The following is a 24,476-nucleotide window of genomic DNA, read 5'->3' on the forward strand; positions in this document are numbered from 1 at the left end:
GATGATCTTTCCCTATCGACTCGAAGCGCGCGCGACGCCCTCGCGCGCCATGCAGCTCGCCGTACCGGTGGCCGCCGCCGTCGCGACGCTCGTCATCGGCTTTCTGATTTTCAGTCTCGTCGGCCAGGACCCGCTGCGCGCGATGCACGCGTTCTTCATCGAGCCGCTCTCCAGCATCAACGGCTGGTCGGAGCTCGTTCTGAAAGCGTCGCCGCTTTGCCTGATCGCCCTCGGGCTCGCGGTCGGGTATCGCGCGAACGTGTGGAACATTGGCGCGGAAGGGCAGATGCTGCTCGGCGGCATCGTCGCGGGCGGCATCGCGATTCATGCCGGCGATACCTCCGGCTGGTGGACGCTGCCTCTGATGATGCTGGGCGGCATCGTCGGCGGCATGATCTGGGCGGCGATTCCCGCGCTGCTCAAGAGCCGCTTCAACACGAACGAAATCCTGACGAGCCTGATGCTCACCTACGTGGCGACGCAACTGCTGATCTATCTCGTCAGCGGCCCGTGGCGCGATCCCGAAGGCATGAACTTCCCGATCTCGGCGATGTTCGGCGACGACGCGCTGTTCCCGCGCCTCTACGGCGACTGGCACTGGACGTGGCTGAAGGGCACGCGCATCAACGCGTCGGTGTTTCTGACGGCGATCGCGATTCCGCTCGTGTGGATTTTCATGCGCAAGAGTTTCGCGGGCTTCCGAATGAACGTCGGCGGTCTTGCGCCGCTCGCCGCGCGCTACGCCGGTTTCTCCGACAAGAAAACGATCTGGACGTCGCTGCTGCTCTCCGGCGGCCTCGCGGGGCTCGCCGGCATGGGCGAAGTGGCCGGGCCGATCGGCCAGCTTCAGGCGGGCTGGTCGCCGGGCTATGGCTTCACCGCGATCATCGTCGTGTTCGTCGGGCGGCTGCATCCGGTGGGCATCGTGCTCGCGAGCCTCCTGATGGCGCTGCTCTATCTCGGCGGCGAAGCGGTGCAGACCTCGCTGCAATTGCCGCAAGCGCTCGCGGGCGTGTTTCAGGGCTTGCTGCTCTTCTGTCTGCTCGGCTGCGATCTGTTCGTGAATTACCGCATCAAGCGCAGGACGCCTGCGCATCACGCCGCTTGAGAGGGCACGAGAACATGGATATCAATCAAGCCAGCAATCTTGCGTCGAGCGCCGTGATCGCCGCCATTCCGCTGATGTACGCCGGCGCGGGCGAGCTCGTCGCGGAGAAGTCGGGCGTGCTCAATCTCGGCGTCGAAGGCATGATGCTGATGGGCGCGGTCACGGGCTACGCCGTGACCGCGATCACCGGCAATCCGTGGCTCGGGATCGTCGCGTCGGTGTTCGCCGGGCTCGCGATGGCGCTGCTCTTCGGCTTTCTCACCATCACGATGCTCGCCAATCAGGTCGCCACGGGCCTCTCGCTGACGATCTTCGGCATCGGCTTTTCGGCGTATATCGGCAAGCCGTACACGTCGGCGGCGGTGCGCTCGACCATCGACGTGATGCCGGTTCCCGGCCTTTCATCGATTCCCGTGCTCGGCCCCGCGATTTTTTCGCTCACGCCGCTCGGCTATCTCGCGTTCATCATGTTCGCGGTGATCGGCTGGTTCCTCTACAAGACGCGCGCGGGTCTCGTGCTGCGTTCGGTCGGCGAATCGCCTTCGGTCGCGCATTCGGTGGGCTTTCCCGTCGTCGGCGTGCGCTACGGTGCGACGCTCTTCGGTGGCGCGATGGCGGGCATCGCGGGCGGCTATTACTCGATCGTCTATCTGCACGTATGGCAGGAGCAACTGACTTCGGGGCGCGGCTGGATCGCGCTCGCACTGGTCGTGTTCGCGACGTGGCGTCCGGGGCGGCTGCTCATCGGCGCGCTGCTCTTCGGCGCGGTGATGGCGCTGCAGTTCTATGCGCAGGCCATCGGCGTGCCAGTGCCGACGCAGTTCCTCGCGATGCTGCCGTATCTCGCGACCATCGTCGTGCTGGTGCTCATCTCGCGCAATCCGAACACGATCAAGCTCAACGCGCCGGCCTCGCTGGGCAAGCCGTTTTTCGCGGCGAGTTAGCCAAACGCTGTTGCTGACGAGCCGCATCGTGTTTCGTCCGCTTTTTTGGCCGACCACACTCGGTCACACGCATTCTCGATTTACACACAACATCGACCAGGAGAATCACAATGAATAAACCGTGGCTTAAGGCGATCACCGCGACGGTCGCGCTGTCCGCCACCGTCGCCGCGCTGTCGACGGGCGTGCAGGCGGCCGATGCGCCGGGCGTCGCGTTTGTCTATCTCGGCAATCCGGGCGATGCGGGCTGGACCTTCGCGCACGACGCCGGCAGCAAAGAGGCCGAAGCGAAGTACGGCAGCAAGATCAAGATCACGCGGGTCGAGAACGTGCCCGAATCCGCCGATTCCGAGCGTGTATTCCGCGATCTCGCGAACAAGGGCAACAAGGTCATCTTCGCCACGAGCTTTGGTTATCAGGATTTTGCGCTGAAGGTCGCAAAGGATTTTCCGGACACGATCTTCCTGACGGCCACCGGCTTCAAGAAGGCCAAGAACTTCGGCACGTATGACGTGCGCATGTATCAGGGCGCGTATCTCGCCGGGGTGGCCGCGGGCTATGTGACGAAGACGAACACGCTCGGCTTCGTCGCGTCGGTGCCGATTCCCGAAGTCGTGCGCAACATCAACGCGTACACGATGGGCGCGCGCTCGGTGAATCCAAAGGTCCACACGAAGGTCATCTGGATCAATAGCTGGTTCGATCCGGGCAAGGAAAAGCAGGCAGCCGAAACGCTGATCGGCCAGGGCGCCGACGTGCTCTTGCAGAACACCGACTCCAACGCGACGCTCAACACCGCCGCCGAGAAGAAGGTCTATGCGTTCGGCTGGGATTCGAACATGAAGAAGTTCGGTCCGAGTGCGCATCTGGGTTCGGTGGTCGCGCACTGGGGCGTGTACTACAACGACGTGATCCAGAAGGTCATCGACGGCAAGTGGAAGAACGATCCCGTATGGCTCGGCATTCCGCAGAAGGCCGTCGATCTCGAAGACCTGAACAGCGGCGTGATTCCCGCGAAGGCGATGCAGGCGGTTGCGGCGCAGCGTGAGGAAATACATTCCGGCAAGCGCGATGTGTTCACCGGCCCGATCAAGGATCAGTCCGGCGCGGAGAAGGTGCCGGCCGGCAAGACGCTGTCCGATCCGGAACTGCAGCGCATCAACTGGTACGTCGAGGGCGTCGACGGCTCGTTGCCGAAATAGGCCGTCTTCGATGCAATAGGAAACGCGCGTCGCTTCGCAGCGACGCGCGTTTTTTCATGACGTCGGAAAAAGCATCAACCGTCGATGCGCAGTCCCACCTTGATCGTCACCTGCCAGTGCAGGATCTTGCCGTCCTCGATGTGCCCGCGTGTTTCGACCACCTCGAACCAGTGCATGTTGCGCAGCGTTTTGGACGCCTTCGAGAGCGCGACGCGCACGGCATCGTCGCTCGATTGCGGCGACGAGCCAGTGAGTTCGATCTGCTTATAGACGTGTTCCGACATGGTGTTCTCCTTGTAATGATGGATTGGCCCGGCGACGCGTCGTTCACCGCGACTCAGCAATACCGATGCAGCAAGGCACGCGCCATTACGCTCATCGCGCGTGGCTTTCATTAAAGGACAGGAATGCGCGCGCGTGTAGTCGGGGTTTGCGCGAAGCACGCGAACATGCAAGCACGAGCCTCATGAACGAGGCTCGTACGCTTTCGGAAAACCGCAGGCGGGGAATGTTCAGCGAAGAATCAGCGCAGCGGCCGCGAGGCGGCATCGCCCGCGTCCTGGCGGCGGGTGCCGCGGCGCCTGCTTGCCGTAACGGTCGCGCCGAATTCGCTCAGGATCTGCGCACGCGCGCGGCTCGCGAATACAAGGAAACCGAAGCCGTTCGCCTCGTACCAGTAACCGCCGTTTTCGAGTCCGTCGAGCGGCTGCTCGAGCGCGTTGGTGATCGATTCGACACAGCGCCTGTGCAGTTCGTCGATGGCCGGATACGGCGGCTGTGCGCCCCGCACACTGCACAGAAGGACATCGAGGCCGGGCAGCACATGTGCGTACAGAACCGGTTCGTCCTGCGCGCGAGCGCGGGCGATCTTCGTGTCCAACTGACCAAATGGCTTGAAATGCCGCAGCACGGCGAGAAAAGACTCGTCGCCATCGGCCTTCACGCGCTTACGCTTTTTCGGGAAGGACATAAAAACTCGCCTGAAAAAGAATTGCAAGAAACGCAGCGTCCTCATGCGGCCACTCCCGTCTTGCGCGCCGCACGTCGATCTTTTATAGCGCATCGATGTGATTAGGTCACGGTGAATCGGGCCTGCCATCTTCGTGGGACCGGGCTAGTTGCCGGTGCACGCTGCTGGCGCACGACTCGTGCCGATGACCGTTAGGCGGCCCGCTTGGCATCCCTCTGAGCATCTATCCCAATAATAGTCCTGCTGCCACCCGCGCGAACAGCTTTCGCAAAGAAAAAAGCGGGGAGGCGCACCCAGCGGGCGGGGTGCCAGTCATGCAGACCTGCGCGCGCGGCGCGGGTTTTACGCGGATCAGGCGGGTTTGCCCGTCTAGACGCGCGGCGACTTCTTGAGCTCGTCGCGAATCTCGCGCAGGAGCAGCACGTCTTCCGGCGTTGCGGCCGGCGCGGTTTCGACCGGCTTGCGCAGATTGTTGATGAACTTGACCATCAGAAAGATGATGAACGCCAGGATGATGAAGTTGATCAGCGTCGTGATGAACGAGCCGTAGCCGAACACGGCGACGCCCGCGGTTTGCAGATCCTTGTACGAATCGGGATTGCCTTTGAAGGTTGGCGGTATGTGCCCTAGCCGCACGAAGAGATTCGAAAAGTCGAGGCCGCCTGTCGCGAGGCCGACCACCGGCATGATCAGATCCTTCACGATGGAGTTGACGATCGTCGAAAATGCGCCGCCGATGATGACGCCGACTGCGAGGTCCATGACGTTGCCCTTCAGGGCGAAGTTCTTGAATTCCTCAATCATGCTCATGCGCGGCTTCCTCCAGTTCGTGTCAGATGGTTGTACGGGCCCAGGCGACAGCAAGGGCTATGCCATTGGAACGCCCGCGAAACACGGCGCGAGCCGCGTTTCGGCGCGGGCAACGTCAATGATAGTCAATTCGTCTGCGAACCGCCCGCGCGCTGAACATCGCGCGCTCTCACATCACCATCATGCGGCCGGCACACGACCCACGCTGATCGCCGCGCAGAAAGCGGCATGGTCCGCGACGACTTGTGAGCCGTAGCGCTCGGCCCACATCGCGTAGGCCGCGTCGAGCCGGTCCGAGTGCCCGCAATAGCCCGCGATGAGCGCGGCGTCGCCGGTGCGCGCGTGGGCGCGAGCGAGCAGCAGGCCCAGGCACCAGGCGTAGAAGTCGAAGGTCGCGCCGTGCAGCCAGTCGACCGGAATCGAGCCGCGAATCTGCTTCATTTGCCGTACGTAGAAATCGCGGCCCGAGATGGTCGTCCAGCCGAGCAGCGCGTCCGAGGAACTTTGCAGGAGCCGCTGTCCGTGCACGACGCGCCGTCCCTGATGACGATACGGCTCGTCGAGCGGCGGCACGAACGGCGCGGCGGCAGGCACGATGCCTTCCTTCACCTGCATGAAAAGCGGGTCGCCGAGCGCGCGCCCGACGAGCAGCACGAGATACGCGCGCGTGCCGACGCTGCCCACGCCCACGACGCGATGCGCGACATCCGCGACGTCGTAGCGTTCGAGCATCATCCGCCATTCGCCCGCGATGGTCTGCAGATACGCCTTCAGGCCATCGATCACATGATTCTTCTCGGCGGCGTCGAGCTTCGTGAGGATCGGCGGATCGACCTTGAAGCGATAGCTCTTGCCGACAGGCTCCGCGACTTTCGCGAGCATCGTCGCGTGCGAGCGTTTCATCGCGCGCTCGACGGTCTTCTCGATGGTCGCTTTTTCTTCAGGATCGAGCTTCGTCGGTGCGTCCATGTGCAGGGCGCTCGCGTAGGAGCGCATCTGCCAGAGGTCGTACGGGCTGACTTGCCAGAGCCCGTCCATCGTCGTGCGATACGCCGCGCACGCGGAGCGTACCGCGCGCTCCCGGCCCGCCGCATCGACGCCGTTTTCGCGCGCCGCGACGTTGATGCTCGCGGTCAGCCGTTTCAGGTCCCATTCCCACGGACCGACGAGCGTTTCGTCGAAATCGTTCAGATCGAACACGACGTCCTGGCGCGGCGTGCGAAAGAGGCCGAAGTTGTTGATGTGCGCGTCGCCGTCGATGGTCACGTTGTGCCCGATCGACGGCGACTTCGCCAGATCCCACGCCATCACCGTCGCGGAGCCGCGCAGGAACGCGAACGGCGACTCGGCCATGCGTTGCATGCGCAGCGGAATCAGACGCTCCTGACGGCCCGCGTTGCCCGCGAGCACGCGCTCGACGGGGTCGGGCCGGTCCGGCTCGGGCGTCCAGGCGCCGTGGGCGTCGAAGGCAACGGCGTCGCGCAGCGCGCGGCCGGTGGCGCGGCTGGCTTCGGCCGTGCCGCTGATCGCGGCATTCGACGAAGAATCGGGGCGTGTCGACAAGGTGTTTTCTCCTTCTGCGGGGTGGGGCGTGTCGAATGTTCGTCGAACGCCCGGCATTCGACGCTCCCGGGCGGAACGTTTTACACTCGACGCGTCTGCAGCATGAACGCGCGCCGTTCGCACAGCAAGCGACGCGCCGGCATCTCACGCGGGCACGCGAAGTGCTTCCTTCGATCCGCCGAAGCCCCGCAATGCCATCGCGCAATCCCGACGCCCGGTGCGTCATCCACATCGAAAACATCATCTCATGCCGAACGAACTCCGCATTGCCGAAGGCTCGCCGTTCCCGCTCGGCGCGACCTGGGACGGAAAGGGCGTCAACTTCGCGCTGTTCTCCGCGAACGCGACCAAGGTCGAACTCTGCCTTTTCGACGAAAAAGGCGAGAAGGAAACGCGGCGCATCGAGCTGCCCGAATACACCGATGAAGTCTGGCACGTCTACGTGCACGGCCTCGAACCCGGCACGGTCTACGGCTATCGCGTGCACGGTCCTTACGAGCCGGAGAACGGACATCGCTTCAATCCGAACAAGCTGCTGCTCGACCCGTACGCGAAGGCGCACGTCGGCGAGCTGAAATGGGACCCGGCGATATTCGGCTATACGCTCAACGCCGAAGGCGACGATCTCACATTCGATGAACGCGACAGCGCGCCTTTCGTGCAGAAGTGCCAGGTCGTCGATCAGACTTTCTCGTGGACGAACCCGACGCGCGTGCGCGTGCCGTGGGAGCACACCATCTTCTACGAGACGCACGTGCGCGGCTACACGAAGCTGCATCCGGCGATTCCGGAGCCCATTCGCGGCACGTTCGAAGGACTCGGACAAAAGCAAGTGGTCGAATACATCAAGAGCCTGGGCGTGACATCGGTCGAACTCCTGCCGATTCACGCCTTCGTGAACGACAGCCATCTGCTCGACAAGGGCCTCACGAACTACTGGGGCTACAACACGATCGGCTTTTTCGCGGCCGATCCGCGTTATTTCGCGCGCGGGCCGGGCGTCATCGCCGAGTTCAAGGAGATGGTCGACCGGCTGCACGAAGCCGGGCTCGAAGTGATTCTCGACGTCGTGTACAACCACACCGCCGAAGGCAACGAGCGCGGGCCGACGCTGTCGTTTCGCGGCATCGACAATGCGTCGTACTACCGCCTGATGCCGGAAGAGGCGCGCTATTACATCAACGATACCGGCACGGGCAACACGCTCAATCTCTCGCATCCGCGCGTGCTGCAGATGGTCACCGACAGCCTGCGGTACTGGGTGACGGAAATGAACGTCGACGGCTTTCGCTTCGACCTCGCGACGATTCTCGGCCGCGAGCCATACGGTTTCGACGAAGGCGGCGGTTTTCTCGACAGTTGCAGGCAAGATCCGATTCTTTCGAGCGTCAAGCTCATCGCCGAGCCGTGGGATTGCGGGCCGGGCGGCTATCAGGTCGGCGGCTTCCCGCCGGGCTGGGCGGAATGGAACGACCGCTATCGCGACACGGTGCGCGAATTCTGGAAGGGCGACGAAGGCATCGCGCCGGAGCTCGGGACACGCATCACCGCATCGGGCGACAAGTTCAACAAGCGCGGGCGCAGGCCGTGGGCGAGCGTGAACTTCATCACGGCGCACGACGGCTTCACACTGAACGATCTCGTTTCCTACAACGAGAAGCACAACGAGGCGAACGGCGAGGACAACAACGACGGCCACTCCGACAACAAGTCGTGGAACTGCGGCGCGGAAGGCCCGACGGACGACGTCGAGATCCGCACGCTGCGCGAGCGCCAGAAGCGCAACATGCTCGCGACGCTGCTGTTCTCGCAAGGCACGCCGATGCTGCTCGCGGGCGATGAATTCGGCCGCACGCAGAAGGGCAACAACAACGCGTACTGTCAGGACAACGAGATCAGTTGGGTCAATTGGGACATCGACGACGATGGGCGCGCGCTCACCGAATTCCTGCGCAAGCTGACGACCTTGCGTCATACGCTGCCGGTGCTGCGGCGCCAGCGCTTTCTCACGGGCGAGTATCACGAAGACTTGCAAGTCGCCGATGTGCGATGGCTCGGCACCACCGGCGACGAACTCACGCAAGAGCAATGGGATGATCCGAACATGCGTTGCTTCGGTCTCGTCATCGACGGGCGCGCGCAGGCGACCGGCATCCGCAAGCCGGCGTCGGACGCGACATTGTTGCTGATCGTGAACGCGTATCACGACGTGGTCGATTTCACGCTGCCCGATATTCCGGGCCCCGACGAATGGATCTGTCTGATCGACACGAACGCGCCGATTCGCGAAGAGTTGCCGGAGTTCGGCGCCGACGACGTGTATCAGGTGACGGGCCGCTCGCTGCTGCTGTTTGCGCTTCAGCCTCGCGGCGCGACCAGACGCATTTTCAAGCGGCTGGAAGAAGCCCTGACTGACGACGTGCCGCCCGAAAGCGGGGCGAGTTGAGTCTCGCGTCGGCGGGGCGTCTCGCGCGACCGGTTATCATCTGGTTTTTGCGATAGCGACAGGAGGCGGCGCGAGCCGCCTTCTTTTTTTCGATGCACGTATCTATCACGCATGAACGCGCGGGCCTTCACAGCCGCGCGGCACCATCGGCATGATGCTGCACGCCATCCTGCGCGTCGCGAGCTGGGATCAGCTCGGGCGCATCTGGGAATTCATCGTCGGCTTCTTCAAGTTTCTGTGGGGCCTGCTGCGCTTTCTCGGCGGCGGCTGATGCGCTGATTCTCCGCGCCGGAACGACAAAGGCCCCGCGCAAACGGGGCCCTTGCATCGTCATCCGTGTGGCACGAACTCAGGAATCGCGCCAGCCGTCGTCGTTGTTGCTGCCGAGGTCGAGGTCGCCGCCGCCGCTGTTGTCGTTCCAGTCGTTCGATCCGTTGCCGAAGTCGAGGCCGCCGCCATTGTTGTTGCCGAAATCGAGCCCGCCGTTGTCGTTCTGCGCGGGACGATCGACGGGCACTTCGCGCTCGATCACCCGATCGCGCCCGTGCGACAGCGCCTCGCCCAGCAGCACGCCGGTGAGCAGGCCGCCCATGCCGCCGCCGAATCCACCGCCGCCTTGCTGAATGATGACGGGCGGTTGCTGGCCTTGCTGCGGCGCATTCGGCGGATACGGCCCTTGCTGCGGATACGGCTGCGGCTGACCGCGTCCGAAGCGCTCGGCTTCCTGCGCATACGGCGACCCGTTCGGCGCGCCGTTTTGCGCGTAATTCGCCGCGTTCGGATCGGGCCGGCCTTCGGCGCGCGCCTTCAGGCTCGCGACCTGATTCTCGAGATCTTCGATGGCGTAAGGCGGCACCGGATTCTTCGCGCTCGACAACGCTTCGACCATTTCGCGCAACTGCGTCTCGGCGCCTTCAACATCGCGCAGGAGCGTTTCGTGACCCGGCGCGGTCGAGAGCCGCACGTCGAGCTTGAGAGTTCGCACGTCGTTGAGGAGTTCGGTTGCGCGCTTGAGCTGGGCGCGGCGGTCGTCGTCGGCGCGGCCGTCGTCGCGCGCGCGGGCGCGGCGCAAGCCCCAGCGCAGCACGAGCGCGATCGCCGCGATCAGCACCGCAAAGCCGATCCACGCGCCCATGCCAATGCCGTGTTTTTGCGGCGCGGCGGCGGCCTGACCCTGATTGAACGGATTCTGCGTGACCGTGCCCGTCGCGCCCGTCGTGCCGTTGTCGGAACGGGGCGAGATGCTGGCGCGCGTTGCATCGACCTGAATGCGGGCTTGCGTGGCCGCGAAGCGCGACGGGTCCGTGAAGCTCAACGATGGATCGAGCGATTTCGCCTGTTGCAGATGCGCAAGGGCGTCGCTGTAGCGGCCCTCGCGGTCGAGCACCTGCGCGTACAGATAGTGCGCGTGCGCGTTCTTCGGATGCGCTTCGAGCACTTCGCTCAGCTGGGAGTCGGCCTTTTGCCAGTTCCCCTGCGTCATTGACTGCTCAACCTGCTGTGCGGTCGGCGCGGCGAACGCGAGCGGGGAAGCGAGAAACAAAGACAACGCAAGAGCCGTCAACGTCTTTTTCATGATACGGGCCGGACGCGATGAACGTCCGTCTCCTGTCGATGCAATCGTGTACTGCTCAAGGTAACGCATATTCGTGCGACGCGTCGCTCGCCGTATAGTTCGCGGCGCTCGCCTGCCATCAGACGCCGAAATTCACTGCGCCGGCGGGTTCAACTGCTTCTTCAGCGCTTCGAGACGATCTTCGACGGACGGCCCGCGATGGAGTTCGGCGAGCTTGTCGTCGAGCGCCTTGCCGGACTTCTGATCGGCGGAATTCAGACGCGCATCCGAGCGTGCGTTGGCGAGCTGGACCTTGTCCTCGAGCTTCTGGAAGTCTTCGGAAAGATTCTTGCCGCCGATGCCGCCCAGCGCCGTTGCGGCCGTGTCCTTCGCCGTCGCGATCTGCTGCTTCGCCTGGAGAATGTTCGAGCGCGCGTTTAGATCGTTGCGGCGCTGACGCATGTCGGCGATCTGCTTTTTCAGATGCTCGACCGACGGCTCCAGCGTCTGCAGTTCGGCCGCGAGCGCATCGCGTTCGGTTTCGGCGTTCGCCTGCGCCGCGAGCGCTTCACGCGCGAGGCCTTCGTCGCCCGACTGCAGCGCGCGCTTCGCGCCGTCTTCGTACTTCTTCGCCTTGTCGTTGGCGGCGTCGCGCTTGCTTTGCTGCGTCGCGACCTGCGCTTCGATCTCGATGAGCGAGTTCTCCGCCTTCCCGATGCTTTCGTCGAGCTCGCGCACGATCTGGCGGGCGTCGCGCGAAGGGTCCTGCATGGTGTCGGCGGCGTCGTTCAAGAGGCCTTTGACCGTGCGCGTGATGGAATCGAAAAGCGACATGTATTTCTCCTGGATGAAGACGGCGGCTCGCGTTCGCCAGCGAGCCACGCGGCTCGAATGTGAGGCGCAACGCGCGGGATTGCAAGCGTCACGTGCAACGCACATGCACGCCGGGTTTACCCGCTCATTAGATCATGCCGTGACTTAATCGGGACTTAACGGAAGGTTAAGGAGTGTAACGACGGCCGATGACACGACGCGTTTCGCAGATACCGTGAAGCGGAGGTCGCAGATCATGAACGATCAGCGTCCGGAACGCGTGCCGTCCGTGAGCGAAGCGTCGTCGCCGGGATCGGTATCGTGCTCGACTTCTTCGTCGGATGCAGCCGAAGCGGGAGGCGTGTGCGGCATGCTGCGCGCCTGCGCGGCCCGTTTGGTCGCGCTCGCCGCTGCCTCGCGGGCTTCGCGCGCCGCCGCCTTCTCTGCGACGCTTTTGAGCGCGGCATTGAGGGCATCGGGGGCTTTGGGCGCGCGCAAGCGGTCGACGATGCCCGCCACCTTGATCTGCTCGCTCGTCGCATTGAAATTGAGCACCGCGCGCCGCATGAGTTCGCTCACGCTGATGCCGAGCGTGTCCGCCGTCTTGCTGATGGCCAGCTTCTGCGCGGGAGTCACGAAAACAACGATGCGTTCGCTGGGTTTGGTCGTCATGAGCGGCTCGCAAACAGTAAGGCGATCGTAAAGACGATCGCGGCTTCGGTTCATCAAAGAACGGCACGACAGCGCTGGCGCAGGCCCGGGCGGTGGGGCGCGGGGAACCTGCGAACCATTCAACCATCATATCGGTTTGTGCGCGGAGGTGGGTGTGGCCCACGCCGCATCACACGCGCGATGAGCGTCGCGCAAAACAGGCGCGCGATCAACGACTTGGGTATTTTCTCATACGGTTGTCCACAAGGCTCTCAACACTTTCTGTGGGTAACCTCGCATTCATGCCGATTCGACCGGCCAACGGCATTTACTTACAAAAAATCTCCTGCGGTTTTGTAGTGGCTCGCCCGAATTCTTTAAAATGCACCGTTACTCTCGGTCGAAACCGGCCCGCCATTCGCTCGTCCCGTCTTTGCAGTAGCGCCGCACGCGGCGCATCGCAGCGCGGCAGCGCGCGCGCTTCACAGCGCGCCGAACGTTCCCAGTCATGCCTATCATCAAACGACCCGATTCATCGAAATCATCGCGACACGATCGCGAACCCCGCTGGAACAGCCTGAACGATGCAAAGAACGCGGACGGCGGCGGACGCCACGGCGGCAACGGCCGCGGCGGTGGGAATGACCGCAATGGCCGTCACAATCGCAACGGCCGCGGCCCGGGCCGCTCACCCCTGGCGCGCATCGGGCTATGGTTCGCGGGAATCGCTGCCATCGGCGTGGTGGTGGGCGCGCTCATCGTCGGGTATGCGCTCGTCGTCATGGGTCCGAACCTGCCGTCGCTCAACGCGCTCATCGACTACCGGCCGAAGGTGCCGCTGCGCGTCTATACCGCCGATCATGTGCTGATCGGTGAATTCGGCGAAGAGCGCCGCAACCTCGTGCGCTTCCAGGATATTCCCGATCAGATGAAGAAGGCCGTGCTCGCAATCGAGGACTACCGCTTTTACGATCACGGCGGCGTTGACTTCATCGGCATTCTGCGCGCGGGCGTGACCGACCTGATGCACGGCGGCGCATCGCAGGGCGCGAGCACGATCACGATGCAGGTCGCCCGCAACTTCTTCCTGTCGAGCGAAAAGACCTATACGCGCAAGATCTACGAGATGCTGCTCGCGTACAAGATCGAGCGCGCGCTCACGAAGGATCAGATTCTCGAGCTGTACATGAACCAGATCTATCTCGGCGAGCGCGCATACGGCTTTTCGGCGGCTGCGCGCGTGTACTTCGGCAAGGATCTGAAGGACATCACGCTCGCCGAGGCGGCGATGCTCGCGGGACTGCCGAAGGCGCCGTCGGCGTATAACCCGGTCGTCAATCCGAAGCGCGCGAAAGTGCGTCAGCAGTACATCCTGAAGCGCATGCTCGATCTCAACGCCATCACGCGCGAACAGTACGATCGGGCTGTCGCGGAAGAGATCCATACGAAGTCGGGCGGCACCGAATACGGCGTGCATGCCGAATACGTCGCGGAAATGGTGCGGCAGATGATGTACGCGCAGTACAAGGAAGAGGCGTACACGCGCGGCCTCACGGTCACGACGACGATCGATTCCGGCGATCAGGACGCCGCGTACAAAGCCGTTCGCAAGGGCGTGATGGATTACGAACGGCGTCACGGCTATCGCGGGCCCGAGGGCAACATCAATCTGCCGTCGAACGCGGATGATCGCGCCGAGGCGATCGAAGACGCGCTCGTCGATCATCCGGACAACGGCGAGCTCGTGTCTGCGGTCGTCACGGCCGCGAGCCCGAAGCAGGTGACGGCGCAGTTCGTCGGCGGCGATACCGCGACCATCGCCGGCGAAGGCCTGCGCTTCGCGGCGGCGGGGCTGCGCGCAAATGCATCGAAGGCGCTCGCGCTCAAACCCGGCTCCATCGTGCGACTGACGAAAGACGGCAAGGGCGCCTGGCAAATCACGCAATTGCCGCAGGTCGAAGGCGCGCTGGTGTCGATGACGCCGCAGGACGGCGCGATCCGTTCGCTCGTCGGCGGCTTCGACTTCAACAAGAACAAGTTCAATCACGTCACGCAGGCATGGCGTCAGCCGGGCTCGAGCTTCAAGCCGTTCATCTATTCGGCCGCGCTCGACAAGGGCATCGGACCGGCGACCATCATCAACGACGCGCCGCTATCCTTCCCCGCGGCGGGCGGCGGCGATGCATGGGAGCCGAAGGACGACGATCAGCCCGACGGACCGATGTCGATGCGCACCGGCTTGCAGAAGTCGAAGAACCTCGTGTCGATCCGCATCCTGTCGTATATCGGCACGGGCTACGCGCAGGACTTCGTCACGCAGAAGTTCGGCTTCGACAAGGACAAGACGCCGCCTTATCTGCCGCTCGCGCTCGGCGCCGGGCTCGTCACGCCATTGCAGCTCTCCGGCGCGTATTCGGTGTTCGCGAACGGCGGCTATCGCATCAATCCGTATCTGATCGCCGACGTCGCCGATGCGCGCGGCAGCGTGATCTCGCGTGCTAGCCCGCTCATCGCTGGCAGCAACGCGCCGCAGACGCTCGATCCGCGCAACGCGTACGTCATGAACAGCCTGCTGCATACGGTCGCGACGCAGGGCACGGGCTCGGGCACCAACGTGCTCAAGCGCAATGACCTGCAGGGCAAGACCGGCACGACCAACGACGCGAAAGATGGCTGGTTCGCGGGGTACCAGAAACAGCTCGTCGCGGTGGCGTGGATGGGTTACGACCAGCCGAAGACACTGGGCAGCCGCGAGTTCGGCGCGCAGCTCGCGTTGCCGATCTGGGTCGAGTACATGGGACGCGCGCTGCGCGGCGTTCCGCAGGAGCAGATGGCGAAGCCGGACGGCATCACGACCGTCGACGGCGAGCTGTTCTACGCGGACCGCACGCCGGGCGCCGGCTTCGTCGCGAGCATCGGACTGGACAACGCCAACCCGATGGCAGGCGACGCCACGACGATGGGCGGCGTCGGTCCGGCGGGCATGCAGGCGCCGCCCGCGCCGCAAGTCACGACCGACGAGCGCAAGCAGATCATGGATCTGTTCAGCAAGCACTGATGTGATCGTGCATCGTCGATAGTCGATAAAAAAGCGCGCCGGGCTTCAAGACCCGGCGCGCTTTGCATTTGAGGCAAGGGCGGTTCAGTGACCGACCGTCGCCGCCGACTTCACCGCGCAGTTCACCTCGAGCGTGGACTTGTCTGCGAACGAGAGGGTGAGCGGAATCGTCGAGCCGACCTTGAGCGGCTTGCCCGGCTCTTCGAGCATCAGGTGATAGCCCTTCGGTGCAAAGCTCAGGGTGCCATGCGCGGGCACATCCACGGAATCGACGTGCGACATCGTCGCTGTGCCGTTCTTCGTCTCTGACTTGTGCATCATCGTCATGCCGAATGCAGGCGTCTCGGCCGCGGTGATCGTCGCGGGCTTGTCGCCATTGTTCGCGACGGTGAAGTAGCCCGATGACGGCAGATTCGGCGGCATCGCTCGAACCCAGCAGTCGCGGGCTTCGAGCGTCGCGGCCTGAGCGATGGAAGCGCAGGCGAGCGCGCCCGCGAGTACAGCGATCTTTTTCATTGCGTTCTCACTTGACGGTGAAGTTGTAGTGACCTTGCGTGCGATGCCCGTCCGCCGCGACCGCGGTCCATTGCACCTTGTAGACGCCCGGGGCGAGCTCGCCGAGCGCGACGCTCATGTGCTTCTTGTCGCTGGCATCGACGATGGATTTCGCGGTGTTGACCTGCGTGCCCTGCGCATTGATGACGATGAGCTTGCTGAAGGTCGGTTCGAGCGCCTCGCCGAAGTCGATCGAGACTTCATGCGGCGCGCTGACGGTCGCGCCGGGGCCGGGGTTCTGAAGCTTCGGCAAAGCATGCGCGAACGCGAGCTGCGCCGAGCCGATGAATGCGAGCGCCAGCGCGCCGCGCACGAGCGATGATGAAAGCATGGTGGATCCTTGCATGCCCGAAGCGTTTCGCGATTCGAGCGATGTTTGCGATGTGAATATGGAAGGCTTGCGTATTTGCGCGGGATCAGGCGGCGGCGGGTGGAGCGCGCGGCTGGGCGGCGGTGAGCCACGCGCGGCGGGGGGCATCGGTGAGAGAGGGCGGGGCGAAGACTTCGCGCGATGACGATACGAAGCCGGCCTTGTCGATCGAGGTGGGCGGCGTGGGCGCGTGCGCGATGAGATCGCAATAATCGCACGCGTGCAGATGACCGGCGACGCCGTGCTGCGAATGATGCGGCGTTTGCGGCGTTTGCGTATCGGTCGCGCAGATGGAAGAAAGCAGCGATTCGATGCGCGCATGCTCGAGCGTTTGCGATGCGGCGGGCGCGAGCGAAAGCAGCAGCATCGCGCATAGTGCCGCGAACCCGCCGATCTTTCTCATGATGCTCCGACGCAAGTGCTGCATGCCGCGCTCGATACGATGATGAACGAACGATTATGCCACGCGCGTTTCCATGCTCTTCGCTTCGGGCCGAGATGCATCGACGCAGGGCCGCTCTCATCGAACGATGGTTTTTCTTCGTTCGAAGCAATCAAGGCATTGCGCCAGACTAAGCGATGACTTATAATCTTTTCTTCGACGGACGCGGGGTGGAGCAGTCTGGCAGCTCGTCGGGCTCATAACCCGAAGGTCGTAGGTTCAAATCCTACCCCCGCAACCAATACCGTCCAGCACTACATCGAAAAGCCCGGTCAAACCGGGCTTTTTGCGTTTCAGCGCGTGATTATCGACGCATTCAGCGTAGGCAACCGAAGTCGCAATTGCACCGGTTCATGACCGCCCCGCACGTGGCGGCATCATCCGCGCATGTCAAAATCGCAAAGGTCCGGCACAGCAGTCGCACGCGCCAACCCATTCCCGGGCACACACATAAAGGAGTCGCTCGCTCATGGACATTCCACACGTTCTGCAAGCCATCGCGCATCAGGAACATACGCTCGTCTTTCCGCAATTTCATGCGGAGCACGCGTGGCAGATCGGCGCTCAACTGCGCGAAATGGCGCTGGCGCGCGATGCGGCCATCGTGGTCGACGTGCGCACATTCGGACGCAAGCTCTTCTATGCCGCGCTCGACGGCACCACGCCCGACAATGCGCGCTGGGTCGAGCGCAAGTCACGCACCGTCGAGCATTTCCACCGCAGCTCGTATGCGCTCGGCCTCACGCTGCAGCAGGCCGGCGCGACGCTCGCCGAGAAATACGGCCTCGATACCGCCGAGTTCGCGACGCATGGCGGTGCGTTTCCCTTGCGCGTATCGGGCGCGGGCGTGATCGGGTCGGTGGCGGTGTCGGGACTGCCGCAGCGCGACGATCATCAAATGGTTGTCGAAGCGCTGTGCGCCGTGCTCGGCGCGGACTTCGGCAAGCTGTCGCTCGGACACGAGTGACGTCATCGATCAAACGACGAACGAATACGACAACACGATGCGCTCAACCGCTTATGTGCTCCTCGCCATCGCGATCGTCGCCGAAGTCATCGCGACTTCCGCGCTGCGCGCCTCCGATGGCTTCACGCGTGCGCTTCCCGCCGCCATCGTCGTGGTCGGATACGGGCTGTCGTTCTATCTGCTGTCGCTGACGCTGCGCGCGTTGCCCGTCGGCGTCGTGTATGCCGTGTGGTCGGGCGCGGGCATCGTTCTCATCACGCTAGTCGCCGCGCTCCTCTTCAAGCAGACGCCCGATTTGCCCGCCATGTTCGGCATGGGCCTCATCGTCGCGGGCGTCGTGGTGCTCAATGCGTTCTCGAAGATGAGCGCGCACTGACGGCGCGCATGATCCGGCTTACTTGCAGCGCACGACCATCGAGCGGTTCTTGACGTTCGCCGAGATCACGTTGTTGATGCCGCCGCCAGTCGGGCCGCCTTCCTCGTTGTCCTTCGACACGATGTCATAACCCGTCGCGCCGCATTTCTTGCCGGCGAGCACATAGCAGCTTCCCCAGGTCGATCCGGCATCCGCGCCGCTGCAGTTGACGGCGTAGCCGGTCTGCCCGTCGGGCAAGTTGATGAGCGATGCCTCGTTCGACGACGCACACGCGCCAAGGCTCGCGACAGCGACGGCAGCCGCGCCGAGCGTAATCGAGCGCAGCCACGTGAAACGCGAAACGGCGCCGCCATGCGCGACGCGTGCAGGGATACGGCGCATGCGCCGGCCGGGTTCCTTCATCTCTACCTCGTGAGAAACGAATTGCGATGTGCGCCGTTCACCGGCTTTGCGGCGAGGGCGCTTTTTGAGATGTGCATTGTCCCATACGCGGCTTACGCGGCACGTAAGCGGTTGTTAGCAGAGTGAGATGGCGCCGTCGCGGCATCCGGCGCGGGCGCGCTGCTTGCGAAAGACAGATGACACGTGCCCGCACGCGCCGACCCTATCCGATGAACTATTTTCCGGATCGTGCGCCTTATCCAACTGGATTGTCGGTTGGAATTGCCTGTTCGCGAACGCAAGCGAACCGGCGCGAACACGGCACGTAAAAAGGGAGGTGAAGCATGGCAGAACGAGTCACGGGGCCGTATCGAGGGTTTTACGTCAGCGCTTCGGCGCGGCTCGTGCAGACGCACACTGATGGCGACGGCGGAGCACCGATCTATGTCGGCTCGGTGAGCCTCGCGCGCGGCGGCCCGGACGACGCGCATCGCTTCGAGGCGCTCGTCGATCTGGGGTCCGAGCGGCGCTTTGCCACCGAAGGCGAGGCGCTCGAACATGTCGAGCAAGCGGCGCGCGAGTACATCGACCGGTTGCTGCAATCGACGTGATGCGTCCCGTACATCTTCGACACCCGGTACTCTACGACGTCGCGAATTGCCTCATCGATTTGTTTCCGAGCGGCGCCGACGTCGCGGAAATCGGCCAAGAGGCGACGCCCGCGCTGTTCGTGAGTTGGCGCACGGGCGGGGTGGCGAATCATCCCGGCAACATCGGGTGGGGCGTGCATTACCGGTTCGACGCGCAAGTGTTGCGTGACTATCCGCATCTGCCCGACGAAGCACGCGAGCGCGTATGCGAGCGCGTGCGCGAAATGAGCCGGCTGCTCGACTTCAACTATGCCGATCCGCTGGCAAGCTCGCTGCTCGTCGTGGATGTCGACGAATCGGTTCTGGCCGCCTGAGACGCCGCAACACGCGGGGTGCTGGACCGTGCGGCGCGAGCGCGAGTACCATAGTCGCCGAATCGATTCGTGCGATCGTTTGCGGCGCTGCAAACTTTCACATCGCTTCGAACCGCGGCCACGCCCCATCAACGAGACAATCATGAATATTCGATTCCTCCCGGACGCGCCCGATTACCGCGATTCCAACCTGACCGTCGAGTTCGCCGCGATCGTCGATGGCAAGCGCGTGCCCTGCGCGATATCGGTGGAAGCGCTGGAGGATCACTTCGGCGCACAAAGCTATGACAGCGCCGGCTGGATCGATGCGTTCGATGCGGGCCGCTCGCGCATCGAAGCGGTCGCGCGCGAGCATCTGCGCGTGACCAACGGCATGCCCGTGCTGCTGAAAAGCGGACACTTCCCGCCGGGTCGCGTGACGGTCTGATTCACGCGGCCATCTCCTCTTACACGGCCGATGTAAGACCTGCATCGCGCTGTGCTTCATATCGAAGCGAGTTACATTGCGCCGCCTTCCGGGTGATCGCGCAACGGAGTACCATCTCGATATTCGCCGCACGCGATGCGATTCGCGCGGCACATTACTTGCTCAACGGCATGCGCTGTCCTTGAGCAACCATTATAAGAATCGCGCGGGGTCGTCATGTTTCATTCCTTCATTCACTCACTTATCGAGTCCAATGCGCTATGGCTCATCTGGGCAGCCGTCGGTGTGCTGATTCTCGGCTTTTGCATCGTGTTCGCCTCGGTCGTACTGGGCGAATCGGACGAGCCGCTCTATCGCGCTGCATCGCGTCGCGACGACGACAGCAAGATGACCGTGTGAGCGCGCGCCGTCGCGCCGCGATTTGACTTCGAAAGAGGTGCTGCCGACAATGCCTCGCATGGGTCCGCCGGATCGGCGCACCGAGCAGAGACGTGAGCAGCGTCAGGCGCTGCGTGAGCGCATACTCGAAGTCTCGCGCGAGATCGTGAAGCGCGAAGGGTTCGCGTCGCTCTCGATGAGAAAGCTTGCCGAGGCGATCGATTACTCGCCCGCCGCGCTCTATCTTCATTTCAAGAGCCGTGGCGAGATCGCGCGGGCGTTGCGCATGGAAGGCCTCGCGAGTCTGCGTGACGTGTTTCTCGCGCATACGACGATCGCGGACCCGGCCGCGCGGCTGAACGCAATGGCGCGCGCGTATGTCGAATTCGGGCTGGCCGAGCCCGAGACGTATCGGCTGATGTTCATGGAGCCCGCAGCGTGCGCCGATCCCGACGCGCAAGGCGACGACCGCTTGGGGAAAGCTGCCGCGACCGGTGCGGCGGCGCTTTCGCTGATCGCGGACGCGTTCGTCGAGTTGCGCGCGGCCGACCGGCTGCCGCCGCACGCCGCGCCGCTCGCCTGCGCGGAAGGGCTGTGGGCGAATCTGCATGGCATCGTCGCGCTGAATCTGAATGGCGCGTCGTTGCCCGAGACGCCGGCCGCGACGCTCGTCGAGTTGTCGCTCGACGCGTGGTTCGCGCCGGTCAACGGAATTGAAGCTCGAGGAACCGATCCTCGAAACCGACCCGACACTTCAACACGATGACCACCGAAGACATCCGTATCGACTCCGCCAACGGCATCGGCTTCATTGCGCTCGATCGTCCGAAGGCACTCAACGCGTTGACTCCGCCGATGCTGCGCGCGATCAGCGAGGCATTGCGCGCGTGGCGCCACGACCAGGCGATCCGCGCTGTTGTCGCGTATAGCCCGCACGTGCGCGCGTTTTGCGCGGGCGGCGACATCCGCTTCCTGTACGAGTCGGCGAAGGCGGGCGAGCGCGACGCGATCGACGCGTTCTTCACCGACGAATACAAACTCAATCACGCGATCTTCACGTTCCCGAAGCCGTATGTCGCGGTGATGAACGGCGTCGTGATGGGCGGCGGCATGGGCATCTCGCAGGGCGCGCATCACACCGGCGGGCTGCGCATCGTCACGCAGTCGACGAGGATGGCGATGCCCGAGACGCGCATCGGCCTCTTTCCCGACGTCGGCGTGAGCTGGTTCCTCGCGCGCACGCCGGGTGCGATCGGCCGCTATCTCGCCGCGACGGGCGCGAGTCTCGCCGCCGCCGATGCGCTCTATGCCCGCATGGCCGACGCCTATCTCGACGATGAAGCATTGCCGGATCTCATCGAGTCGCTGCGGCACCAGCGCTTCCTCGATGGCGTGGAGATCGTGCGCTTCGTGCAGACCGAGACGACGAAGCACAAGGTCGCGCCGATCCCGGAGAAGAGCGAGCTCGCCGCCGCGCGCACGATGATCGACAAGCACTTTGCGGCGGGCAATGGCGCGGCGATCGTCGCGTCGCTGGAACGCGAGGCCGACAACGGCAACGACTGGGCGAAGCGCACGGCGGCCGAACTGCGCGAGCGCTCGCCGCTGTCCGTCGATGTAGCGCTGCAGCAAGTCGACCGCGCCAGATTCTCGACGATGGCGGAAACGCTGCGCCGCGACCTCGATCTCACGCGCACGACGTTCGAGCGCGGCGACGTGATGGAGGGCATCCGCGCGCGTATCGTCGACAAGGACAACGATCCGCGCTGGAAGATCGCGCGCGCCGAGGATGTGAACGCCGCTGACGTGGATAGGATGTTCGAGAGCGCGTGGACGCCGGCGGCGCATCCTTTGCGGCTGCTGAAGGACTGAAACGCGAAGCGGCCCGTTGGGGCCGCTTTTGATTCGAACGCTTTTCGAACGTCAGCGCAATTCGCTGCCCGCCGTGAAGGCGCGCATGAAGACGAGCGCGCCCCAGCCCCAGATCGCATTGGCGATGAAGCTCGGAGCCAGACGCGGCAGCATGTTGCCGCTCGGCCAGATGCCGCGCGCCGGATCGATCACGAATGCGCCGACCGCGGTGAGCACGATGCCGCCGAACACGAGTGCGCCAATCCACGGTGCGCTGTGATCGGGCGCAACGCGCAGAAGCCACGCCATCAGGACGGCGAAAACCGAGCTCCACAGCGCATTGGCGATGAATTCGGGAATGCCGAGCGGCAGAAACGGTACGGTGGAAAAACCGGCTGGATCGACGAGCCCTGCTGCGTGCAGAAGCGCCAGGGTCGATTCGCGAAAGAAGAGCGCGGCGAGGAAACCAGAAACGAGCGGCAGGATGACTTTTTGCATTGGCTGGACCGCCTGAGGCCGGAAGGCGCGGTTCTCTACGATTATCGAAACGAGCGCCATTATAGTGGCGTCGCGCGCGCTTCCAAGCAGTGCGATGCGGATGCCGCGCTATTTCGCGATCGCGTCGCTTGCCGGGCTGTGGTGCAGCATGCGGTCGCTGTTCGGCGGCGGGGCCGGTTTCTTGACCGGCATGTTGTCGGGGTTGTCAGGACGCGTCGCGCTCGCGGAAGGCGTGCCGGGGGCGCTCGGTGGTTTAACCATCGAGGCGTTGTCGTCGGGGCGGGTGGTTTGGGCGTGAGAGGCGAGGGTCGTCAGAAGCAGAAGGGCTGCCGCCGCGAGATGATGCCGGGACATGTTCGGTCTCCGCAATGCGAGACCTGTCTGGTGTGCATCGCGCGTGCCCGGCACGCGCCCAAAATGCAAAAAGCCCAGTCTTTCGACTGGGCTTTTTGCATGAAATTCTCGGTGGGGTGGCTGATGGGACTCGAACCCACGACGACAGGAATCACAATCCTGGACTCTACCAACTGAGCTACAGCCACCACTGTTACCGCGATCTCGACTGCTTCATAACTGCCGCAGCAATCAAGAAGCGAGATTATACGAACAAAGATTGCGCTTGCCTAGTCCTTTTGAGCATCTTTTCCCGACGCTCAGGCTTCAGGATTCGATCGCTTCCACGGCCTCGCGAAGATGTCCGCGCGCCTCGTCGAAAATCGTCAGATCGCCGGTGGCGAGGCGCCGATTGTCCGACAGCACGCGACGCCATCCGCGCGCGCCTGCCACACCGCGATAAAGTCCGAGCGCATGCCGCGTCACGGCGCCGAGATACGTACCGCGCGCGAGTTCCTGGCGCGCATAGCCGATCAGCCCCGCCTCGATCTCTTCGCGCGATGGGACCAGCGTATCCGCGCCATAGAAGCGCGTGTCGACGCCCGCGAGCACGTAGGGATTGTGATAAGCCTCGCGCCCGAGCATCACGCCGTCGACGTGCTTCAGATGCTCTTCGACTTCATCGAGCGTCTTGATGCCGCCGTTGATCGAGATCTCGAGATGCGGGAAGTCGCGCTTCAGCCGATACGCGTACTCATACTTGAGCGGCGGAATCTCGCGGTTCTCTTTCGGGCTCAGGCCTTTCAGAATCGCGTTGCGCGCATGCACGATGAACACCTCGCAACCCGCATCGGCGATCGTGCCGACGAAATCCCGCACGAACTCGTAGTATTCGACCGTATCGACGCCGATTCGATGTTTGACCGTCACCGGAATCGACACCGCGTCGCGCATCGCCTTCACGCAATCCGCGACGAGTTGCGGCTCTTTCATCAGGCATGCGCCGAATGCGCCGCGCTGCACGCGCTCCGAAGGGCATCCGCAGTTCAGGTTGATCTCGTCGTAGCCCCATTGCTCGCCGAGCTTCGCGCTTTTCGCGAGATCGCCCGGCTCGCTGCCGCCAAGTTGCAGCGCGACGGGCGCTTCGGCGGGCGTGAACGCGAGATGACGCGCGACATCGCCGTAAAGCAGCGCGCCCGTCGTCACCATCTCCGTGTAGAGCCAGGCGTGGCGCGACACGAGCCGATGCAGGGAGCGGCAGTGGCGGTCGGTCCAATCCATCATCGGAGCGACGGACACGCGGCGGGGGCTGATCTTCGATACGGCTGACATGGGCGACGGCGGCCGCGCTTTCGGGCGAACCGCTTGAATCTGAAGGGGAATCCACAATTTTACCGCAGCGCGGCAATCCAGTCGCGCGCATGCGCGTCACGTCGCAAACGCAAACCGCCGCGCTCGCACCGTGCTAGCATTTTCAAACCACCCCAAAAAGACGACATGGGAGGCAGATATGGCTACTTTGGCGATCGACGGCGTGCGCTGGACCAACGACCGTGTGACCAGCGTGCGCTGGGGCAGTTTCGATCCGGGCACGAACGCCTGGGCCGCGCCCACGACCATCGTGGACGTCCAGCAGGTCGTGGACGCCATCAAGAGCGGCAAGGAAGTCCGCACGCTCTTCACCCTCGGCGGCCGCGCATTTCTCGGCCCGAAAGTCGCCGCGCTGCCATACGCGAACGGACATATCGGCATCGAGGCGCGCGTGCAGGACGGGCAGATCGAAAAATCGCTCGAAGACCTGCCGGCCGTCTGAG

Annotated in this window: 27 protein-coding genes, 2 tRNA genes and 1 pseudogene; 16 read left to right on the forward strand and 14 right to left on the reverse strand. The window is 63.8% G+C overall.

All coding sequences use genetic code 11. From position 1 onward, the window contains the following. Nucleotide 1 precedes the first annotated feature (1 nt). The 3 genes from AWB75_RS13985 to AWB75_RS13995 all read left to right on the forward strand — a co-directional run bounded on the left by AWB75_RS13985 (nucleotide 2) and on the right by AWB75_RS13995 (nucleotide 3,254). Nucleotides 2–1,108, forward strand: coding sequence for an ABC transporter permease (locus tag AWB75_RS13985; RefSeq protein WP_061124664.1), 1,107 nt, complete (start codon nucleotides 2–4; stop codon nucleotides 1,106–1,108). Between the two features lie 14 nt (nucleotides 1,109–1,122). Next, entirely contained in the window at nucleotides 1,123–2,052 is a 930-nt protein-coding gene (locus tag AWB75_RS13990; RefSeq protein WP_061124665.1) for an ABC transporter permease, read from the forward strand. Between the two features lie 110 nt (nucleotides 2,053–2,162). After that, nucleotides 2,163–3,254, forward strand: coding sequence for a BMP family ABC transporter substrate-binding protein (locus AWB75_RS13995; RefSeq protein WP_061124666.1), 1,092 nt, complete (start codon nucleotides 2,163–2,165; stop codon nucleotides 3,252–3,254). A 74-nt stretch (nucleotides 3,255–3,328) separates the two neighbouring features. Here AWB75_RS13995 and AWB75_RS14000 read toward each other — a convergent pair whose 3' ends face one another. The 4 genes from AWB75_RS14000 to AWB75_RS14015 all read right to left on the reverse strand — a co-directional run bounded on the left by AWB75_RS14000 (nucleotide 3,329) and on the right by AWB75_RS14015 (nucleotide 6,597). Beyond that, nucleotides 3,329–3,538, reverse strand: coding sequence for a dodecin (locus AWB75_RS14000; RefSeq protein WP_061124667.1), 210 nt, complete (start codon nucleotides 3,536–3,538; stop codon nucleotides 3,329–3,331). A 239-nt stretch (nucleotides 3,539–3,777) separates the two neighbouring features. Continuing rightward, a complete protein-coding gene (locus tag AWB75_RS14005; protein WP_061124668.1) occupies nucleotides 3,778–4,269 on the reverse strand; it encodes a hypothetical protein in 492 nt (163 codons plus the stop codon). Nucleotides 4,270–4,593: 324 nt separating this feature from the next. Next, on the reverse strand, nucleotides 4,594–5,034 hold the full coding sequence (gene mscL / locus AWB75_RS14010) for a large conductance mechanosensitive channel protein MscL (RefSeq protein WP_061124669.1): 441 nt from the start codon (nucleotides 5,032–5,034) through the stop codon (nucleotides 4,594–4,596). A gap of 180 nt (nucleotides 5,035–5,214) precedes the next feature. Then, nucleotides 5,215–6,597: a DUF2252 domain-containing protein gene (locus AWB75_RS14015; protein WP_061124670.1), complete on the reverse strand. Its 1,383-nt coding sequence runs from the start codon at nucleotides 6,595–6,597 to the stop codon at nucleotides 5,215–5,217. Nucleotides 6,598–6,844: 247 nt separating this feature from the next. On the opposite strand from AWB75_RS14015, the gene glgX reads away from it, so the two are divergent. Beyond that, nucleotides 6,845–9,043, forward strand: a complete 2,199-nt coding sequence (glgX, locus tag AWB75_RS14020) for a glycogen debranching protein GlgX (protein ID WP_061124671.1) — start codon at nucleotides 6,845–6,847, stop codon at nucleotides 9,041–9,043. Nucleotides 9,044–9,392: 349 nt separating this feature from the next. Here glgX and AWB75_RS14025 read toward each other — a convergent pair whose 3' ends face one another. From AWB75_RS14025 to AWB75_RS39270, 3 genes and pseudogenes are all read right to left on the reverse strand, one after another. Next, complete coding sequence (locus tag AWB75_RS14025) at nucleotides 9,393–10,619, reverse strand: tetratricopeptide repeat protein (RefSeq protein WP_061124672.1); 1,227 nt, start codon at nucleotides 10,617–10,619, stop codon at nucleotides 9,393–9,395. A 132-nt stretch (nucleotides 10,620–10,751) separates the two neighbouring features. Beyond that, entirely contained in the window at nucleotides 10,752–11,432 is a 681-nt protein-coding gene (locus tag AWB75_RS14030; protein WP_061124673.1) for a PspA/IM30 family protein, read from the reverse strand. A 422-nt stretch (nucleotides 11,433–11,854) separates the two neighbouring features. Further along, a pseudogene (locus AWB75_RS39270) lies at nucleotides 11,855–12,083 on the reverse strand (plasmid mobilization protein); the annotation flags it as partial. A 487-nt stretch (nucleotides 12,084–12,570) separates the two neighbouring features. On the opposite strand from AWB75_RS39270, the gene AWB75_RS14040 reads away from it, so the two are divergent. Next, entirely contained in the window at nucleotides 12,571–15,120 is a 2,550-nt protein-coding gene (locus AWB75_RS14040; RefSeq protein WP_061124675.1) for a penicillin-binding protein 1A, read from the forward strand. An 84-nt stretch (nucleotides 15,121–15,204) separates the two neighbouring features. Here the strand turns inward: AWB75_RS14040 and AWB75_RS14045 are convergent, their stop codons facing one another. From AWB75_RS14045 to AWB75_RS14055, 3 genes are all read right to left on the reverse strand, one after another. Next, nucleotides 15,205–15,636 carry a copper chaperone PCu(A)C gene (locus AWB75_RS14045; protein WP_061124676.1) on the reverse strand — a complete coding sequence of 144 codons (432 nt, stop codon included), beginning with the start codon at nucleotides 15,634–15,636 and terminating at the stop codon, nucleotides 15,205–15,207. A 7-nt stretch (nucleotides 15,637–15,643) separates the two neighbouring features. Then, entirely contained in the window at nucleotides 15,644–16,006 is a 363-nt protein-coding gene (locus tag AWB75_RS14050; RefSeq protein ID WP_061124677.1) for a copper resistance CopC family protein, read from the reverse strand. Between the two features lie 85 nt (nucleotides 16,007–16,091). Beyond that, complete coding sequence (locus AWB75_RS14055) at nucleotides 16,092–16,448, reverse strand: DUF2946 domain-containing protein (RefSeq protein WP_235012091.1); 357 nt, start codon at nucleotides 16,446–16,448, stop codon at nucleotides 16,092–16,094. A gap of 203 nt (nucleotides 16,449–16,651) precedes the next feature. Here AWB75_RS14055 and AWB75_RS14060 point away from each other — a divergent pair. From AWB75_RS14060 to AWB75_RS14070, 3 genes are all read left to right on the forward strand, one after another. Then, nucleotides 16,652–16,728: transfer RNA gene (locus AWB75_RS14060), tRNA-Met, on the forward strand. A 228-nt stretch (nucleotides 16,729–16,956) separates the two neighbouring features. Further along, a complete protein-coding gene (locus AWB75_RS14065; RefSeq protein ID WP_061124679.1) occupies nucleotides 16,957–17,454 on the forward strand; it encodes a heme-degrading domain-containing protein in 498 nt (165 codons plus the stop codon). Nucleotides 17,455–17,491: 37 nt separating this feature from the next. Further along, a complete protein-coding gene (locus tag AWB75_RS14070; RefSeq protein ID WP_061124680.1) occupies nucleotides 17,492–17,830 on the forward strand; it encodes a DMT family transporter in 339 nt (112 codons plus the stop codon). Nucleotides 17,831–17,848: 18 nt separating this feature from the next. Here AWB75_RS14070 and AWB75_RS14075 read toward each other — a convergent pair whose 3' ends face one another. Further along, nucleotides 17,849–18,232: a hypothetical protein gene (locus AWB75_RS14075; protein WP_061124681.1), complete on the reverse strand. Its 384-nt coding sequence runs from the start codon at nucleotides 18,230–18,232 to the stop codon at nucleotides 17,849–17,851. A gap of 323 nt (nucleotides 18,233–18,555) precedes the next feature. On the opposite strand from AWB75_RS14075, the gene AWB75_RS14080 reads away from it, so the two are divergent. The 6 genes from AWB75_RS14080 (at nucleotide 18,556) to AWB75_RS14105 (ending at nucleotide 21,852) form a co-directional block, all read left to right on the forward strand. Beyond that, entirely contained in the window at nucleotides 18,556–18,822 is a 267-nt protein-coding gene (locus AWB75_RS14080; protein WP_061124682.1) for a hypothetical protein, read from the forward strand. Continuing rightward, nucleotides 18,822–19,175: a hypothetical protein gene (locus AWB75_RS14085; RefSeq protein ID WP_235012095.1), complete on the forward strand. Its 354-nt coding sequence runs from the start codon at nucleotides 18,822–18,824 to the stop codon at nucleotides 19,173–19,175. Before AWB75_RS14080 ends, AWB75_RS14085 begins: the two co-directional genes overlap by 1 nt. Before the next feature lie 142 nt (nucleotides 19,176–19,317). Beyond that, complete coding sequence (locus AWB75_RS14090) at nucleotides 19,318–19,602, forward strand: DUF1488 family protein (RefSeq protein ID WP_061124684.1); 285 nt, start codon at nucleotides 19,318–19,320, stop codon at nucleotides 19,600–19,602. 216 nt (nucleotides 19,603–19,818) lie between these two features. Next, entirely contained in the window at nucleotides 19,819–20,001 is a 183-nt protein-coding gene (locus tag AWB75_RS14095) for a hypothetical protein (protein WP_061124685.1), read from the forward strand. 49 nt (nucleotides 20,002–20,050) lie between these two features. After that, the gene (locus AWB75_RS14100) at nucleotides 20,051–20,746 is read left to right on the forward strand and encodes a TetR/AcrR family transcriptional regulator (protein ID WP_235012092.1); all 696 of its coding nucleotides are present in this window, start codon (nucleotides 20,051–20,053) and stop codon (nucleotides 20,744–20,746) included. Further along, nucleotides 20,743–21,852, forward strand: a complete 1,110-nt coding sequence (locus tag AWB75_RS14105) for an enoyl-CoA hydratase/isomerase family protein (protein ID WP_061124687.1) — start codon at nucleotides 20,743–20,745, stop codon at nucleotides 21,850–21,852. Before AWB75_RS14100 ends, AWB75_RS14105 begins: the two co-directional genes overlap by 4 nt. 51 nt (nucleotides 21,853–21,903) lie before the next feature. Here AWB75_RS14105 and AWB75_RS14110 read toward each other — a convergent pair whose 3' ends face one another. Further along, nucleotides 21,904–22,329, reverse strand: a complete 426-nt coding sequence (locus tag AWB75_RS14110) for a hypothetical protein (protein WP_061124733.1) — start codon at nucleotides 22,327–22,329, stop codon at nucleotides 21,904–21,906. A gap of 100 nt (nucleotides 22,330–22,429) precedes the next feature. Between AWB75_RS14110 and AWB75_RS39275 the strand changes: the two genes are divergently transcribed. Continuing rightward, the gene (locus AWB75_RS39275; RefSeq protein ID WP_159462781.1) at nucleotides 22,430–22,627 is read left to right on the forward strand and encodes a hypothetical protein; all 198 of its coding nucleotides are present in this window, start codon (nucleotides 22,430–22,432) and stop codon (nucleotides 22,625–22,627) included. A 168-nt stretch (nucleotides 22,628–22,795) separates the two neighbouring features. Here the strand turns inward: AWB75_RS39275 and AWB75_RS14120 are convergent. Both AWB75_RS14120 and dusA read right to left on the reverse strand, forming a co-directional pair. Beyond that, nucleotides 22,796–22,871 (reverse strand) — tRNA-His (locus AWB75_RS14120). A 118-nt stretch (nucleotides 22,872–22,989) separates the two neighbouring features. Beyond that, a complete protein-coding gene (gene dusA / locus AWB75_RS14125) occupies nucleotides 22,990–23,994 on the reverse strand; it encodes a tRNA dihydrouridine(20/20a) synthase DusA (RefSeq protein ID WP_061124689.1) in 1,005 nt (334 codons plus the stop codon). Between the two features lie 178 nt (nucleotides 23,995–24,172). On the opposite strand from dusA, the gene AWB75_RS14130 reads away from it, so the two are divergent. Then, complete coding sequence (locus tag AWB75_RS14130) at nucleotides 24,173–24,475, forward strand: hypothetical protein (protein WP_061124690.1); 303 nt, start codon at nucleotides 24,173–24,175, stop codon at nucleotides 24,473–24,475. The last annotated feature ends 1 nt before the right edge of the window (nucleotide 24,476 follow it).

Origin of the sequence: Caballeronia catudaia (assembly GCF_001544755.2) — a bacterium.
GTDB classification, from domain to species: Bacteria; Pseudomonadota; Gammaproteobacteria; order Burkholderiales; family Burkholderiaceae; genus Caballeronia; species Caballeronia catudaia.